11 protein-coding genes are annotated in these 15,795 nt (G+C 65.9%); 6 read left to right on the top strand and 5 right to left on the bottom strand.

The genetic code is table 11. The features are described 5' to 3' along the window. Nucleotides 1–148 precede the first annotated feature (148 nt). The gene (locus NO363_RS07290) at nucleotides 149–2,014 is read left to right on the top strand and encodes an FAD-binding protein (protein ID WP_256684008.1); all 1,866 of its coding nucleotides are present in this window, start codon (nucleotides 149–151) and stop codon (nucleotides 2,012–2,014) included. A 540-nt stretch (nucleotides 2,015–2,554) separates the two neighbouring features. On the opposite strand, the gene phoU is transcribed toward NO363_RS07290, so the two are convergent. Next, nucleotides 2,555–3,223, bottom strand: coding sequence for a phosphate signaling complex protein PhoU (phoU, locus tag NO363_RS07285; protein ID WP_256684007.1), 669 nt, complete (start codon nucleotides 3,221–3,223; stop codon nucleotides 2,555–2,557). 231 nt (nucleotides 3,224–3,454) lie between these two features. Here phoU and NO363_RS07280 point away from each other — a divergent pair, with 231 nt between their 5' ends. The 5 genes from NO363_RS07280 (at nucleotide 3,455) to ggt (ending at nucleotide 11,733) form a co-directional block, all read left to right on the top strand. Beyond that, on the top strand, nucleotides 3,455–4,450 hold the full coding sequence (locus NO363_RS07280; RefSeq protein ID WP_256684005.1) for a phosphate uptake regulator PhoU: 996 nt from the start codon (nucleotides 3,455–3,457) through the stop codon (nucleotides 4,448–4,450). Between the two features lie 176 nt (nucleotides 4,451–4,626). Beyond that, nucleotides 4,627–5,220: an AsnC family transcriptional regulator gene (locus NO363_RS07275; protein ID WP_256684003.1), complete on the top strand. Its 594-nt coding sequence runs from the start codon at nucleotides 4,627–4,629 to the stop codon at nucleotides 5,218–5,220. 99 nt (nucleotides 5,221–5,319) lie between these two features. Then, the gene (locus NO363_RS07270; RefSeq protein ID WP_256684002.1) at nucleotides 5,320–7,959 is read left to right on the top strand and encodes a heavy metal translocating P-type ATPase; all 2,640 of its coding nucleotides are present in this window, start codon (nucleotides 5,320–5,322) and stop codon (nucleotides 7,957–7,959) included. A gap of 206 nt (nucleotides 7,960–8,165) precedes the next feature. Continuing rightward, entirely contained in the window at nucleotides 8,166–10,019 is a 1,854-nt protein-coding gene (locus NO363_RS07265; protein WP_256684001.1) for an ABC transporter substrate-binding protein, read from the top strand. A 34-nt stretch (nucleotides 10,020–10,053) separates the two neighbouring features. Further along, nucleotides 10,054–11,733 (top strand): gamma-glutamyltransferase, encoded by a 1,680-nt coding sequence (gene ggt / locus NO363_RS07260; RefSeq protein ID WP_256687938.1) that lies wholly within the window; start codon nucleotides 10,054–10,056, stop codon nucleotides 11,731–11,733. A 21-nt stretch (nucleotides 11,734–11,754) separates the two neighbouring features. Here ggt and NO363_RS07255 read toward each other — a convergent pair whose 3' ends face one another. The 4 genes from NO363_RS07255 to NO363_RS07240 all read right to left on the bottom strand — a co-directional run bounded on the left by NO363_RS07255 (nucleotide 11,755) and on the right by NO363_RS07240 (nucleotide 15,793). Then, nucleotides 11,755–13,014 (bottom strand): OFA family MFS transporter, encoded by a 1,260-nt coding sequence (locus tag NO363_RS07255; RefSeq protein ID WP_256683999.1) that lies wholly within the window; start codon nucleotides 13,012–13,014, stop codon nucleotides 11,755–11,757. Nucleotides 13,015–13,147: 133 nt separating this feature from the next. Beyond that, a complete protein-coding gene (locus NO363_RS07250; protein WP_256683997.1) occupies nucleotides 13,148–13,498 on the bottom strand; it encodes a nuclear transport factor 2 family protein in 351 nt (116 codons plus the stop codon). A gap of 60 nt (nucleotides 13,499–13,558) precedes the next feature. Further along, nucleotides 13,559–14,749, bottom strand: a complete 1,191-nt coding sequence (locus tag NO363_RS07245; RefSeq protein ID WP_256683996.1) for an MFS transporter — start codon at nucleotides 14,747–14,749, stop codon at nucleotides 13,559–13,561. 66 nt (nucleotides 14,750–14,815) lie between these two features. Continuing rightward, on the bottom strand, nucleotides 14,816–15,793 hold the full coding sequence (locus tag NO363_RS07240) for an aldo/keto reductase (protein WP_256683994.1): 978 nt from the start codon (nucleotides 15,791–15,793) through the stop codon (nucleotides 14,816–14,818). Nucleotides 15,794–15,795: the final 2 nt, after the last annotated feature.

The raw sequence follows: 15,795 nt of genomic DNA, 5'->3' as shown, positions 1-15,795 counted from the left end.
CTGGGTTTCGAGGGCAAATACGAAGCGATAGACATCGATCGCGCAGGTCTCGAACCAGCCGGGGAGTACGACGTTTCTTGAGAAAACCCGGAACTCGACGCCGGGCATGAACAACCTCAAGTCCGGGTAGCCCTCATCACGAACAAGGATGCACGAACACGACGTCATCGTGGTCGGCGCGGGCGGGGCCGGCCTTCGGGCGGCGGTCGCGGCGAACGAGGAGGGCGCGGACGTCGCCCTCGTCTCGAAACTCCATCCCGTGCGAAGCCACACGGGGGCCGCCGAGGGCGGGATCAACGCCGTGCTCCGGGACGGCGACTCCTTCGAGAGCCACGCCGAGGACACGATGAAGGGCTCGGACTATCTGGGCGATGCACCCGCCATCGAGACGCTCTGCCATCAGAGCCCCAAAGAGACCGTCCAGCTCGAACACTGGGGGATGGCCTTCTCCCGGGACGACGATGGCCGGATGAGCCAGCGACCCTTCGGCGGGCTCTCCTTCCCCCGGACGACCTACGCCGGCGCGGAGACCGGCCATCATCTACTCCATACGATGTACGAGCAGGTCGTCAAACGAGGAATTACCGTGTACGACGAGTGGTACGTCTCCCGCCTCGCCGTCACGGACCACGCGGAGCCCGAGGACCGCGAGTGCCACGGCGTCGTCGCCTACGACGTCCAGACCGGGGAGGTCGACGCGTTCAAAGCCCGCAACGGCGTGATCCTCGCGACGGGTGGGCCGGGCCAGGTCTACGATCACACCACGAACGCCGTCGCCAACACCGGTGACGGTCCCGCGATGGCCTACCGGGCGGGCGTTCCCCTGGAGGACATGGAGTTCATCCAGTTCCACCCGACGACGCTGCCCTCCACGGGAGTGCTCATCACCGAGGGCGTCCGTGGCGAGGGTGGCATCCTCTACAACGCCGAGGGCGAGCGCTTCATGTTCGAGGGTGGCTACGCCAAAAACGTCGGCGAGCTCGCCTCTCGCGACGTCGTGGCGCGAGCGGAACTCACCGAGATCAACGCGGGCCGGGGCTTCGAGGACGACTACGTCCACCTCGACATGCGCCACCTCGGCGAGGAGCGCATCACCGATCGGCTCGAGAACATCATCCACCTCTCCGAGGATTTCGAGGGCGTCAACCCCCTGGAGGACCCGATGCGCGTCAAGCCCGGCCAGCACTACGCGATGGGCGGCATCGAGGTCTCGGAGAACGGCGAGACCTGTATCAACGGACTGTACGCCGCCGGCGAGTGTGCCTGCGTCTCGGTCCACGGCTCGAATCGGCTGGGCGGGAACGCACTGCCCGAACTCATCGTCTTCGGCGCACGCGCAGGTCGTCACGCCGCCGGCAAGGAGATGGAGACCGCCGAGATCGAGACGGGCCCCTCCGCGAGCATCGGTTCCGGCGACGTCGACACTCCCGTCTCGCCGGGCGCGATCGACACCTCCGAGGACGGTGTGGCCGCCGACGGCGGGCGGGCCGGCGACGACCCTGCAACCGATGGTGGCGCAGTGGTCGGCATGGACGAAACCGTCGAGCGCGCGCTCGACGAGGAACAGGCGCGCATCGAGCATCTCTTGGAGAAAGACGACGGCGTCCAACACGCCGACATCCGTTCGAAGCTCCAGGAGTCGATGACCGAGAACGTGAACGTCTTCCGCAACGAGGAGGGGCTGAAGCAGGCGCTACGCGACATCCGTGAGGCCCGCGAGGCCTATCAGGATGTCTACGTCAACGACCCTTCGCGCACGTTCAACACCGATCTCCAGCACACGATCGAAACCAGGAATCTCATCGATCTCGCCGAGGCGATCACGCTCTCGGCGCTCGCCCGCACCGAGTTCCGAGGTGCACACTGGCGCGAGGAGCATCAGGACCGCGACGACGAGAACTGGATCAAACACACGATGCTCGCGTGGAACGAGGGCTCGCCCGATCTCTACTACGCGCCGGTCATCCTCGACGGTGAGGACAAGAGCTACGAGCCGAAGGAACGACACTACTAACGCCACGTTTTCTGGTCGACTTCGTGCTTCGGCGCTCGCCTTCCATCCATTAGGATGGATCGAGATCACGCCTCGATCGAAATGATCGAGTTACCGGCTGGGGAACGTTGCATCGCAAGTCGGTCGAAAGCTGTCCACGTCTCTGCGAACGTTTCGTCGATCTCCGTTCTCTGCCGTCGAATCGCTTATCATGCTGTCCCTGGCGGATGAAGGGCGAGCGCGACCGCCGGAGCACGCTTCGCGCGCTCCGAGCACCCGTTCGCCTGTGGCTCACAGGAACGCCGGGAGCGCGAGGGCTTCGGCGGGGCGGTGCTGTGCGGTTTGCGGGCGGTCGCGGAGAGTGGGATAGTGTCCGCGCGAGCGAAGCGAGGTTCGACCGGAGGGAGAACCTCGGTAGCGAACGGTGAACGGAGTGAACCGTGAGCAGTGAGCGCGGTTCACTGCGAGCGCCGTCAGGCGCGAGCAGGGAGTTTTTAGCGTAGCTTTTTGCGAGGAGTGGTGGCCGACCGCAGGGAGGCCACCCGACGAAGTAAAAAGGTACTAGTAGATGAGTTCGTCGTCGTTGTCGACCATGTAGAGGGTGCGTGCGGAGATGTTGACGGCGTGGTCGCCGACGCGTTCGAGGTCGCGGATCGTGAGCAGCAGGCGGGAGACGTCGGCCATGAGCTGGTCGGTGTCGGCCGGATCGAGCTCCGATTCGATGAGATCGCGGACGACGATCTCCGAGGCGCGTTCACAGAGATCGTCGAGCTCGTTGTCGCGCTCGTCGATGGCGTAGCAGGCGTCGATGTCGTTCTCGTCGTAGGCCGTCATCGCCGCTTCGATCATCTCCTGGGTGATGCCCCCGATACCCTGGATATCGACCTCGGGGAAGACGTCGCGTTCGGCCTGGAGGGTGTACTCGCCGAGATTGGTGGCGAGATCGGCGACCCGTTCGAGATCGGTGATGATCTTGAACGAGGAGGCGATGAAGCGGAGATCGCCGGCGACGGGCTGCTGGAGGGCGAAGAGATCGATGCAACTCCGTTCGAGATCGAGATACATCCGATTGATCTCGTCGTCACCTTCGATGATTTCGTGTGCGAGGCGCTCGTCCTTCGTCGAGAGCGCTTCGAGCCCCATTCGGAGGCGTTCGAGCACGATCTCGCTCATGTAGAGGACGTCCTCGCGGAGACTGTCGAGCTGCTCCTGATAGCTTTCGCGGGGCATGTCGCCCCGTCGGACCCTCCACCTAATGTACCCTTCGCCGAAATCACCGTCTACACGCCGATCGACGACCGATTTCGGATGAATAACGATTTCAATATCGAACTATGTACCGCTACAGATCCGAAGCGTTGGATTTGCGGCAACCAATAGATGTCTTCCACCCATTTACCAAATCGTCGATTTACTATATAGAATAAACGGATTTATTGTGTCGGCGTGACGATCAGAAGCATGGAGACGCGCAAGGTGCAGGTCACCGGGGGCTCGACGTACACCGTCTCGTTGCCGAAGGGGTGGGCGACCGCCCACGGCGTCGAGGCCGGCGGCGAGATCGAGTTCTACCCCGAGGAGGGATCGCTGTTGCTCGCCCCACGCACCGAGACCGAGAACGCCGAGGGGACGCTCGACGTGACGGGATTGAACGACGGCGAACTCACCCGTGCGGTCGTGACGATGTACGTCAGCGGGTTCGACGTTATCACGCTCGAAACGGCGAGCGTCGACGCCGCTCAGCGCCGGACCATCCGGGAGACCGCCCAGGGGCTGGTAGGGCTCGAAATCATCGAGGAGACGGCCGAGCACGTGTGTTTGCAGGATCTTCTCGACTCAGCCGAACTGTCGATCCACAACGCCGTCACACGGATGCGACTGGTCGCGCTCACCATGCTCGACGACGCCGTGACGGCGCTGCGGACCGGTGACGAGGACCTGGCGGCCGACGTCATCGAGCGCGACGACGACGTCGATCGGCTCTGGTATATGACCTCGCGCGTCTTCCGGGGTGCGCTCCGTCATCCGAGCGCGGCGTCCGACATCGGCCTGCCGCGCGAGACGTGTTTCGACTACCATACGAGTGCGCGCCAGCTCGAACGCGTCGCCGATCACGCGACCAAGATCGCCGATCTCGCGGGTGCGCTCGACGGCGTCCCCGACGACGCGGGCGAAGCGCTCGGGACGCTCCACAGCGACGCCGCAGCGGTCGTCGAGACGGCGATGGACGCGCTGCTCTCGGAGGATTCCGACGAGGCCGTCGAACTGGCCAACGAGGCGATGGCGGGCATCGAGACGGTCGACGAACGTGCCCGCGAAGTGGACGACCTGCTCCGAACGCTCGATCCCCAGCGCGTCAAACGGCTCGGTCTCGTCGCGGACTCGCTGTCGCGCAGTGCCGACTACGGCGGCAACATCGCCGAAACGGCGCTCCAGAAGGCCGCGCCGCGACCGTAGACCGCGATAGACTCGAAAGCACTGCGACCCAGATCTCGTACCGGTTCGACCCCTCCGTGCTCACCCTTCTCGTCTTTCGGTATTGACTGCGAATCGATCGTTGCTCGACCGATGAACCGTCGATTCCAAACCGATCGGTCGGAAGGACCTTTGGCCGTCGCTCCCGTCAATCTGGCATGCGCGATCTCGACGAAACCGATCTCGAACTGCTCGAACTGTTGCTGAGCGACGCGCGCCGACCCTGGAGCGAGCTCGCCGAGGTCGTCGGCCTCTCGGCACCGGCGGTCGCCGACCGCGTCGAACGGCTCCAGGAACGTGGCGTTCTCCGTCGATTCACGGTCGACATCGACCGCTCGCAGCTCGGCGGTGGCGTTCCGGTGTTGCTCACGCTGTCGGTGCCCCCGGAGAGATTCGAAGATGTTCGCGAGACGCTGCTCAACGCCGAAGCCGTCGAATACGTGTTCACGACCGCCGAGGGCGACCTCCTCTGTTATGCACGTATCGCGGACGGCGACGTTCCGTTCTGGCTTTCGCGGACGATCGAGACCGATCACGTTGCCGACTACGAGGTCGAACTGCTCACGGACGCCGAGTGGCGACCCTCGACCGGCGGCACGGAGTTCGCGCTCACGTGTGCGGAGTGTGGCAATACGGTGACGAGCGAGGGTGTCGCGACCCGGATCGACGGCGATCTCTATCAGTTCTGCTGTCCCTCCTGCGAGGCGCGCTTCGAGGAGCAGTACGAGCGATTCGAGGAAGGCGCTGCGTGATCGGTCTCGATCGGGTTTGGAATCGAAAATCCTGCTGCCGAGAATCTTCGATGATCGTAACGGAAACCAGGTTAAACGTGGGGCCCGTAGTTACAACCGATGAGTAACCGAACCGCTCGACTCGACGTTCGGGGCATGAGCTGTGCGACGTGCGCCCAGTCGATAACGGAAGCAGTGGAGGGGCTTGCGGGGGTGAGCGAGGCGACCGTCAACTACGCGACCGACGAGGGAACCGTCGAGTACGATCCCGACGCCGTGTCGCTTTCCGAGATCTACGATGCGGTCGACGACGCCGGCTACGAGGCGGTGAGCAGCTCGACGTCGATCGCCATCACGGACATGTCGTGTGCGAACTGCGCCGAGACCAACCAGGAGGCGCTCGAAGCCGTTCCGGGTGTTCTCTCTGCGGAGGTCAACTACGCGACCGACGAGGCGACCGTCGAATACAACCCCGCGGACACCGACCGCGAGGATCTCTACGCGGCGATCGAGGACGCCGGCTACTCGCCCGTGCGCGACGACGGCAGCGGCGAGTCGGAACGGGATCAGCGCGACGCCGCCCGCGAGGGTGAGATCCGCCGCCAGTTCCGACTCACCCTGTTCGGCGCGGCGCTGTCGCTCCCGCTGATCGCGTTCATGGTCGAGAAGCTGCTTCTGGGTGGTGGCGCGCTCCCCGAGACGATCTTCGGCGTCGACTTCGGCTGGATCGAGTTCCTGCTCGCGACGCCCGTCCAGCTCGTGCTCGGGCGGCCGTTCTACGAGAACGCGTACAACGCGCTCGTCAAGAATCGGACGGCGAACATGGACGTGCTGATCGCGCTCGGTTCGTCGACGGCCTACGTCTACTCGGTCGTCGTCCTGCTGGGGCTGCTCGCGGGGAGTCTCTACTTCGACACCGCCGCGCTGATCCTCGTGTTCATCACGTTCGGCAACTATCTCGAAGCGCGCTCGAAGGGCCAGGCCGGCGCGGCGCTCCAGCAGCTCCTGGAGATGGAGGCCGATACGGCGACTATCGTCGACGAGGACGGTAACGAGGAGGAGATCCCCCTCGACGAGGTCGATGTCGGCGACCGGATGAAGGTCCGACCCGGCGAGAAGATCCCCACGGATGGGACCGTCGTCTCGGGCCAGTCGGCGGTCGACGAGTCGATGGTCACCGGCGAGTCGGTGCCCGTCGAGAAGGGCGAGGGCGACGAGGTAGTCGGCTCGACGATCAACGAGAACGGCCTGCTGATCGTCGAGGCGACGAAGGTCGGTGCGGACACGGCGCTCCAGCAGATCGTCCAGACCGTGAAGGAAGCCCAGTCGCGCCAGCCCGACATCCAGAACCTCGCCGACCGCATTTCGTCGTACTTCGTCCCGATCGTGATCGCGAACGCGCTGCTGTGGGGCGTCGTCTGGTATCTGTTCCCCGAAGCGTTCGCCGGGTTCGTCGACTGGCTCCCGCTGTGGGGACTGGTCGCCGGCGGACCAGCGATCGCCGGCGGCACGGTCTCGGTCTTCGAGTTCGCGGTGGTCGTGTTCGCCTCCGCCGTGTTGATCGCCTGTCCTTGCGCACTCGGATTGGCGACCCCAGCGGCGACGATGGTCGGCACCTCGATCGGCGCGAAAAACGGCGTGCTGTTCAAGGGTGGCGACGTCCTGGAACGCGCCAAAGACGTCGACACCGTGGTGTTCGACAAGACCGGAACGCTCACCGAGGGCGAGATGGAACTGACCGACGTCGTCCCGCTCGACGACCGCTCCGCCACCGACGGCGGCACCGAGACGGCGGCCGACGGTGGTACGCAAGCGATCGGCGGCGACGCGGAACCCGCCACCGAAACGATCGACGAGGAGACCGTGCTCCGGGCCGCCGCGAGCGCCGAATCCGGCAGCGAGCATCCGCTCGCGCGGGCGATCGTCGACGGGGCCGAGGAGCGCGGCATCGATCTCGCCGACTCCGAGGGGTTCGAGAACGTACCCGGACAGGGCGTGCGTGCAATGGTCGACGGCGAGAAGGTGCTCGTCGGCAATCGGACGTTACTGCGCGAGGCCGGCATCGATCCCGAACCCGCCGTCGAGGAACTCGAACGGCTCGAAGGCGAGGGGAAGACCGCGATGCTGGTCGCACGCGTGCCCGCCGACACGAGCGACGGCCGTCTCCTGGGTGTCGTGGCCGATGCCGACACGGTCAAAGAGAGCGCGAAAGAGGCGGTGGCGGCGCTGCAGGAGCGCGACGTGACGGTCCGGATGATCACCGGCGACAACGAGCGGACGGCCGAAGCGGTCGCCGAGGCGGTCGGCATCAGTCCGGAAAACGTCCGTTCGGAGGTCCTGCCCGAGGACAAGTCCGACGCGCTCGACGACATCCAGTCCGACGGGAAGAAGGCGATGATGGTCGGCGACGGCGTCAACGACGCGCCGGCGCTCGCGACCGCCTACGTCGGCACGGCGATCGGTTCGGGGACTGACGTCGCGATCGAGGCCGCCGACGTCACGCTGATGCGCGACGACCCGCTCGACGTCGTGAAAGCTATTCGCATCTCCGACGGCACGCTCCAGAAGATCAAGCAGAACCTCTTCTGGGCGCTCGGCTACAACACGGCGATGATCCCGCTGGCCTCGCTGGGGCTGCTCCAACCGGCACTCGCCGCCGCGGCGATGGCGTTCTCGTCGGTGTCGGTGCTGTCGAACAGCCTGCTGTTCCGGCGGTACTCCCCCGATCACGACTACGAACTGCTCGGATTCCTCCGCTGATCCCCCGTCCGTCACTGTGTAACGGCTCCGCTTCTGACGGATCCGCTCGGCCGTTTCGATCGTTCGACATCGATACCTGTCTCCTGTCTTTTGGCAGCGAGATCTGTGGGTGACGTTCGTGTCTGCAATCGATGCAAAGCGCACGACAGCACGCGATCTCCAACAAAAGACTCTAATGGATACCTCCCCGTGTGAGGAGTGGTACAATGTCAACTGATACAGTGGCACATGAAGGCACACGAACGCGCCGTCGGTTCCTCAAAACGACGGGCGCGATCGCGGGCGGTGCGGCGCTCGCGGGCTGCACTGGTGACGGCGACGGGCAGGGTACGAACGACTCGGGCACGAACGGCACGGCGGGGAACGGCTCCGAGGCACAGAACGGTAGCGGCGGAGGTGGTGGCGGAAAGATCGGGAACGATCGCCTCGATCTGGTCAACTCGACAGTCTCGTCGTTCGACCCGATCGCGGCGTCGGACACCGCCTCGGGCGCGGTCACGACGCAGCTGTTCGACGGGCTGATGACGTATCCGAACGGCGAAGTGCCGGTCACGGCGCTCATCGCCTCGGGATACGAGGTCTCGGACGATTACACGACCTACACCTTCTCGCTCAAGGAAGGGGTGAAATTTCACAACGGCGACGAGGTGACGGCGAACGACTTCGTCTACAGCTACGAGCGGTTGGCGGGCTCGCCGAACTCGCAGGCGGTCGCGGACATCCTCGACTCGGTCGGCATTGCCCACGAGACGGACGGCGACGACGCTTACAAGCCGAACACGCTGGCCACGGAGGCAGTCGACGAGTACACGTTCCGGTTCGAGATCGAACAGCCGTTCCACGCCGCGCTGCAGGTGCTCTCGAACAACCAGTTCGCGGCGGTTCCCGAGGGGATCGTCGGCGACATCCAGGGCTATCAGGGCCGGATGGAACAGGGGAAGTTCGCCAACGACCCGATCGGGGCCGGGCCGTTTCGATTCGGCAACTACCAGTCGGGCACCAGCGTCAGCGTCGAGCGCTTCGACGACTACCACGGAACGGGCCCGAAGATCGCCGGCGTGCGTTGGCAGCTCATCGAGGACACGAGCGCCATTTACAACTTCGTGATGGAGCGCAACGCGGACGTCTTCAACATCCCGACCGCACAGTACAAACAGGAGCGGGCGGCCATCGAGCGCACGGACGACAAAGGACGCCGGTTCGGGACGTACGGTCCGCTGCGAAACGGCGCGACCGTGAACTATCTCGAAGTGCCGTCGCTGTCGGTCTTCTACATCGGGTTCAACGTCCCGAACGTGCCCACGCCCGTTCGGAAGGCGACCGCGTACGCGCTCAACCAGGGCACCGTCGTCGATCAGGTGTTCAAAGGGCGCGGGCTGCCGGCCTACCACTACACGATCCCGAGCATCTATCCGGGCGGGCCGGATGCCTACGAGAAACACGCGAAGCAGGAGTATCCCTACGGCTACAACGAATCCCAGCTCGACCGGGCGCGACAGGTGATGGAGGACGCGGGCTACGGACCGAACAACACGTTCTCGCTCGGCATGACGATCTATCAGTCGAAGACGTGGCTCGAAACCGCGAAGCTGCTGCGTGATCAGCTCGCGAGCGCCCACATCGAGATGCAGATCCAGCAGACGCAGTTCTCCTCGCTGCTCGAACAGGTCCAGAAGGGCAGCGTCGACGCGTTCACGCTCGGCTGGATCGTCCCGTGGGCCGCACCGGACGCGTTCGTCAAGCATCTCAACCCTGCAACCTCCGACACGAGCACGCCGTCGCCGGAGTCGTACACCAATCGCCCGACCGATACCCAGTCCGCCCAGCGCGCCATCGACGCATGGGGGACGGTCCAGAACAACACCGCACCGACGAAACAGGCCAAGCGGGCCCGCAACGAGGCGTACATCACGATGGAGGAGGCCAACTGGGAGGCGATGGCCAGCCTGCCGGTCTACCACGAGGTCACGCCCCGGTTCTGGTACGATTCGGTCGACATCTCGCCGTTCGGCATCGCCGGCGACTACAAACAGAAGTTCAACGAGGTCACGCTCGGATAGCCATCTTTAGGAGGGTCGGGTGGTGAGCAACCACATGCCCAACCCCGATCTGGATCGGTTCACGTCACGCCGTTCGACCGTCTACGCGAACGAGGGGATCGTCGCCACGAGCCAGCCGCTCGCCGCCGAGGCCGGTCTCGAACTCCTCCGCGAGGGCGGCAACGCCTTCGACGCCGCCGTCGCCACCGCGGCCGCGCTCAACGTCGTCGAGCCGACGAGCACGGGCCTCGGCGGCGACGCGTTCGCGCTCTATCGCACCGCCGACGGCGAGGTCGGCGCGATGCGCGCCTGTGGTGGTGCGCCTGCCGACGCGACGATCGAGAACGTCCGTCAGTCGGTGCGCGACCACGAGGACTCGGCCTCGTGGTATCCGGCGGATCGCGGCTACGCGGTCGACGGCAGCGACGACTCCGACGAACTCGGCATGCCGTTTCTCGGACCACACGCCGTCACGGTGCCCGGCAGCGCGCGCGGCTGGGAGGCGACCGTCGAGCGCTACGGGCGGCGCTCACTCGGCGACGCGCTCCAGCCCGCGATCCGCTACGCGACCGACGGCTACCCCGTCTCCGAGGTCATCGCCCACCACTGGCAGGCCGGCGAGGAGCTGTTCACCGACGCCCACGCAGCCGAAGCTTACCTCGACGACGGTGCCGCCCCCGCGGCCGGCGAGCGGATCAGCCTGCCGCGACTCGGCGAGAGCCTCGCGACGATCGCCGAGCAGGGTGCGGACGCGTTCTACGAGGGCGAGATCGCCGAGTCGATCGTCGACGAGATCCAGGGGAAGGGCGGCTTCCTCTCGCACGCGGACCTCGCGGAGTTCGAAGTCGAGTTCCCTGAACCGGTCTCGACGCGCTATCACGGCGCGGACGTGTACGAACTCCCGCCCAATAACCAGGGGCTCGTCGCGCTCGAAGCGCTCAACATCGCCGAGGAGATCGACGCCGGCGCACACCCCCTGGAGTCGCCCGAGCGCGTCCACTACTTCTCCGAGGCGATGAAACGCGCCTTCCACGACGGCCATCGCTACATCACCGATCCGAACCACGAGGACGTGCCGCCGCTCGCCTCACGCGAGTGGGCCGAGCAGCGCGCCACCGATATCGGTGCGGTCGCGAGCGACGTGAGCTTCGGGGTGCCCGACAGCCACGCCGAGGACGCCGACACCGTGCTGCTCTGCGTCGCCGACGGCGAGGGGAACGTCGTCTCATTCATCAACTCGCGGTTCGCCGGCTTCGGGAGCGGGCTCGTCGCCGGCGACACTGGCATCGCCCTCCAGAACCGGGGCGCGTCGTTCTCGCTCGATCCCGAGCACCCGAACAGCCTCGCACCGGGCAAGCGCCCGTTCCACACGCTCATCCCCGGCGTCGTCGATCTCGCACCCGACGGGGATCGTGAGGATTGGGCGGCCTTCGGCGTCATGGGAGGGTTCATGCAGCCACAGGGGCACGTGCAGGTGCTCTCCAACCTCGTCGATTACGATCTGCCCCTCCAGGCGGCGCTCGATCGCCCCCGATGGCGCTACCGCGAGGACGGCTCGCTCGCCGTCGAAGGTCGTATCGGCGGCCATCTCGCGACGAAACTCGCCCGGATGGGCCACGAGGTGCGCGTCGACACGCCGACGCAGTTCGGCGGCGCACAGATCGCGCGAAACAACGAGGGTACCCTTTCGGGCGCGACCGAACCCCGGAAGGACGGCACGGTCGCCGGCTACTGACGTACTCTCGACGTATTTTTATCAGGATCGGCTGGGCGGTCTGAGCGCGAACGCGCCGATGCCAGCCAGCAGCGAGAGACCGCCGCCGATGAGGAACGTCGTCGACCAGCCGACGATGGTGATGAGGAAGCCGGCGACGACGCCGCCGAGGGTACCGCCGGCGACCTTTCCCATGTAGACCAGCGCGTAGTTGCTCGACGAGTTCGCCTGCCCGTAGTAGTCGCCGACGATGCTCGGGAAGAGTGCGAACTGCGGGCTCCAGAAGAACGTGGTGACGATCACGGCGGCGACGAAGCCGATGCCGGAGCCGAGTCGAGCGAACCAGACGAGCGCAAACAGGCCGACACCGGTGAGGATCGCCGACGCGAGGATGGTGCGCCGGCGAGAGAGCCGATCCGAGACGCCGCCGACGACGACGCGGCTGAGGCCGCCGACGAGCGCGAGGATCGTCGCCGAGGCGGTGGCGACCGTCGCCGCGAGACCGAACTGCTGGGCGAACGAGACGACCTTCGCCGTCAGCATCAGCCCGGCCGTGTTGACGAACGCGAACATGACGAGCAGATCCCAGAACTGCCAGGTGCGCAGCATCTCGCGCCAGGTGTAGTCGTTTCCCGAGTGCGCGGCTGCCGTCGCCTGCCCGCCGTCGGTTCGCCCTGGAAGCCAGTCCGTCGGCGGGTCGCGGAGCACGACCGCGCCGACGAGGACGCCGATACCGATGAGCAGTCCCATGTTGCGGAGCACGTCGGAATAGCCCCCGACGGTTGCGTTCGCGCGGACGTAGGGGATGAACGCTGCGCTGCCGGCGGCGAACGCCATCGTGCCGATGCCCGTGGTGAGCCCGCGCCGGTCGGGGAACCACTTGAGCGCGGTGTTGATGGCGACGGTGTAGACGATGCCGACGCCGATCGCGCCGAGCGAATAGAGCACGTAGACTTGCCAGAGTTCGGTCGCGTAGGCGAGACCGAGATAGCCGCCGCCGGCGAGCACGCCGGCGAGCAGGCTGATGCGGCGCGGGCCGTGGCTGTCACGCCACGTCCCGACGGGAAACTGTGAGATCGATTGGAAGGCGACGAACAGGGTGAAGACGAGGCCGAGCGCCGACAGCTGGAGGTCGAGATCGGCCGCCAGCGGCCCTTCGATCGACGACCAGACGTACTGGTAGGGACTGATGAGTGCCATCATCACCGCCGCGGCGGCGATCTGCCACCAGCGCGAGTAGCCGAGTGCTTCGCGTGCGCGGGCGCTATAGTCGACGTCGCCTGATTCGGCCGCGGACGCCATCAGTTCGCCGGCCACCCAGCGGCCGAACGATCGAACGGGGCGCTACTGACCGTGTGAAAACGATGCATAGGGTCGTTCGGCCTCGATTCCGAATAAATCTGCTGAAACGGGATTTCACGTCAAGAACGACGCCTCAGACCTCGTCGCGGTCGGTAAAGGTGTATCGCCGCGCGATCGTCTCGCCCTCGAACTCGTGGATATCGGCGAAGTCGAACCCGACGCGCTCACCGTTTTGCCGACCGGAGAACGAGCCCCGAACGGCGACCGTATCGCCGTCGACGAGCACGTCGTGGACCTCGTGTGAGCCGTCGTCGAGCGGGCGACCCTCCTCGTAGAACGTTCGCAGCGCGTCGCGACCCTCGATGGCGTCCTGGCCGGGGCGTTCGTAGCTGACATCGTCGGCGAACAGCGCGACGAGGTCGTCGTAGTTCTCGGCGTCGACGAGTTCGTAGTACCGCCGGACCACGGATTCGGGATCGGCCATGCGTCGGCTATCGCTTCCAGCGGGAAACGTTCTCGGGACGGACGGCCGATTGTCGGGCTCTCAGGCGGAGTCGTGATCACCGAGCAACACGCTCCGGGGAACGTCAAGGCGGACGAGCAGCGGGAGCGTCACGATCACGACGCCGGCTTCGAGCGCCGCGGCGGCGAGAAAGGCCGCGCCGAAGCCGAAACTGTCGGCGATCGCGCCGCCGCCCACTGTCCCGACGAGGAAGCCGAGGCTGCCGAAGACGTTGAACCCGCCCATCGCCGTGCCGCGGTCGGTCGCGAGATCGGTGACGAGCGCCATCGTCGCCGGGGCGACGAGCGCGCCGGCGATTCCTAAGAGCACCATCGTCGCGCTGGCGATCTCGATCGTGGGTGCGAGATAGACCGCGAGCACTGCGCTGCCGTAGAGTACCGACCCGGCGACGACGGGGAGTAGGCGGCCGATCCGGTCCGAGAGTCGCCCCATCGGGTACTGGCCGAGCGCGAACGGCGCGAAGAACAATCCGAGCACGAGCCCCGCCGTGCCGGCATCGAGGCCGAAGGTTTGCCTGAAGTAGAGCGTGCCGACGAGCGCGAAGAACCCTGCGGTGAAGCGATCGGCGAAGCCGAACAGGTAGGGTAATCCGAGCGCCGGCCGGTCGGCGAGCCCCGAGAGCGCCGCCCCGATGCCGCCCCGCCGGCTCTCGACTGTGCGTTCCGACAGTCGCACCGCGAGCAGCGCGACGAGACAGAGTAGGCCGGCGGCGACGACCAGCGGGACGAGCGGGCCGACGGCCGAGAGCTGACCGCCGAGCGGCGCGCCGAGCGCCGTCCCCGAGCCGATGGCGATGCCCGCCGCACCCATGTTGCGGCCGTGCCCGCCCTCCATATCCATCAGCATCGTTATCGACAGCGAGAACGCCCCGATGGTGAAACTTCCCTCGACGAAGCGGACGAGAAGCATCGTCGTGAAGCCGAGCTCGGTGAACCACGCGAGCCCGACCAGGAGCGCGTAGCTCGCCACGCCGCCGAGCGCGCCGGCGACGATGAACCGGGAACGGCGGCCGCCGGCATCGCTCAGTGCACCCCAGACGCCGGCGAAGAGGACGAATCCCGCGTATTCGGCCGCGAGAAACCACGTGCTTGCGTCGAGCGTCGTTTGCGCATCGAGCGCAGCGACGAGCTCCGGCACGCCAGGATAGAGTGCCACCTGCCCGAACATGACGGCGAAGATCATCGCCGCAAGCGTGGCACGGTCGGTATTCACGGCGAATCATAGGGTCGAGACGCGGATAAAGCGACTGGAACGCTATCGCACGACAGGCCGCGCGGCTCAGTCGTGACCCGAAACGGGCACCGGCTCGTAGGGCTCTTCGAGGTACTCCTGGTCGCTCTCGGACAGCGAGATGTCGAGCGCTTCGACGGCCTGTTCCAAGTGTTCGACGCTCGTCGTGCCGACGATCGGTGCGTCGACCCACTCCTTGTGTAGCAGCCACGCGAGCGAGATCTGTGCCATCGTGACGCCCTTTTCGTCGGCGAGTTCCTGGACGCGCTCGTTGATCTCCCGCCCGCCGCCCGCGCGGTATGGATGCTCGTAGAGGTGTTCCTCGCTCGCACCGCGGTCGGTCGCGCCGATATCCTCGTGTGGGCGGGTGAGGTAGCCGCGCGCGAGCGGGCTCCACGGCATGACGCCGATGCCTTCCTTGTCGGTGAGCGGGAGCATCTCGCGCTCCTCCTCGCGATAGACGAGATTGTAGTGGTTCTGCATCGTCACGAACCGTTCGAGGTTCTCCATTTCGCTCGTGTGCAGCGCGTCGGCGAACTGGTGAGCCCACATCGACGAGCCGCCGATATATCTGGCCTTCCCGCGGCGCACCGCGTCGTCGAGCGCGCCGAGCGTCTCGTCGATCGGCGTGTTCCCGTCCCAGCGGTGGGTCTGGTAGAGGTCGATCGTGTCCATTCCGAGCCTATCGAGACTGTTGTCGAGTTCCTGCTCGATGGCCTTCCGGGAGAGTCCGCCGGCGTTCGGGTTGTCCTCGTCCATCGGGTGGTAGACTTTCGTGGCGACGACCGGCCAGTCGCGATCGTAGCCCGCGAGTGCGTTGCCGAGCACGCGTTCGGACTCACCGAGCGAGTACATGTTCGCCGTATCGAAGAAGTTGATGCCGAGGTCGATCGCGCGCTCGATGATCTCGCGACTCTCCTCCTCTTCGAGCACCCAGTCGCGCCAGTCCGAACTGCCGAAGCTCATGCAGCCGAGACAGAGCCGACTGACCTCCATGCCCGTGTCACCGAGAGTCGTGTATTCCATAG

The sequence above is a fragment of the Halococcus qingdaonensis genome (genome assembly GCF_024508235.1).
Classification (GTDB): Archaea; Halobacteriota; Halobacteria; order Halobacteriales; family Halococcaceae; genus Halococcus; species Halococcus qingdaonensis.
The sequence above is the reverse complement of the archived record's forward strand: the minus strand, read 5'-3'. Positions and strand labels throughout refer to the sequence as shown.

What these genes read in the sequence shown, in the direction of transcription:
- NO363_RS07290 (WP_256684008.1), top strand. Translation starts at nt 149, where the DNA reads ATGCACGAACACGACGTCATCGTGGTCGGCGCGGGCGGGGCCGGCCTT.
- NO363_RS07265 (WP_256684001.1), top strand. Translation starts at nt 8,166, where the DNA reads ATGTCAACTGATACAGTGGCACATGAAGGCACACGAACGCGCCGTCGG.
- NO363_RS07270 (WP_256684002.1), top strand. Translation starts at nt 5,320, where the DNA reads ATGAGTAACCGAACCGCTCGACTCGACGTTCGGGGCATGAGCTGTGCG.
- NO363_RS07275 (WP_256684003.1), top strand. Translation starts at nt 4,627, where the DNA reads ATGCGCGATCTCGACGAAACCGATCTCGAACTGCTCGAACTGTTGCTG.
- ggt (WP_256687938.1), top strand. Translation starts at nt 10,054, where the DNA reads ATGCCCAACCCCGATCTGGATCGGTTCACGTCACGCCGTTCGACCGTC.
- NO363_RS07240 (WP_256683994.1), bottom strand. Translation starts at nt 15,793, where the DNA reads ATGGAATACACGACTCTCGGTGACACGGGCATGGAGGTCAGTCGGCTC.
- NO363_RS07255 (WP_256683999.1), bottom strand. Translation starts at nt 13,014, where the DNA reads ATGGCGTCCGCGGCCGAATCAGGCGACGTCGACTATAGCGCCCGCGCA.
- NO363_RS07280 (WP_256684005.1), top strand. Translation starts at nt 3,455, where the DNA reads ATGGAGACGCGCAAGGTGCAGGTCACCGGGGGCTCGACGTACACCGTC.
- NO363_RS07250 (WP_256683997.1), bottom strand. Translation starts at nt 13,498, where the DNA reads ATGGCCGATCCCGAATCCGTGGTCCGGCGGTACTACGAACTCGTCGAC.
- phoU (WP_256684007.1), bottom strand. Translation starts at nt 3,223, where the DNA reads ATGCCCCGCGAAAGCTATCAGGAGCAGCTCGACAGTCTCCGCGAGGAC.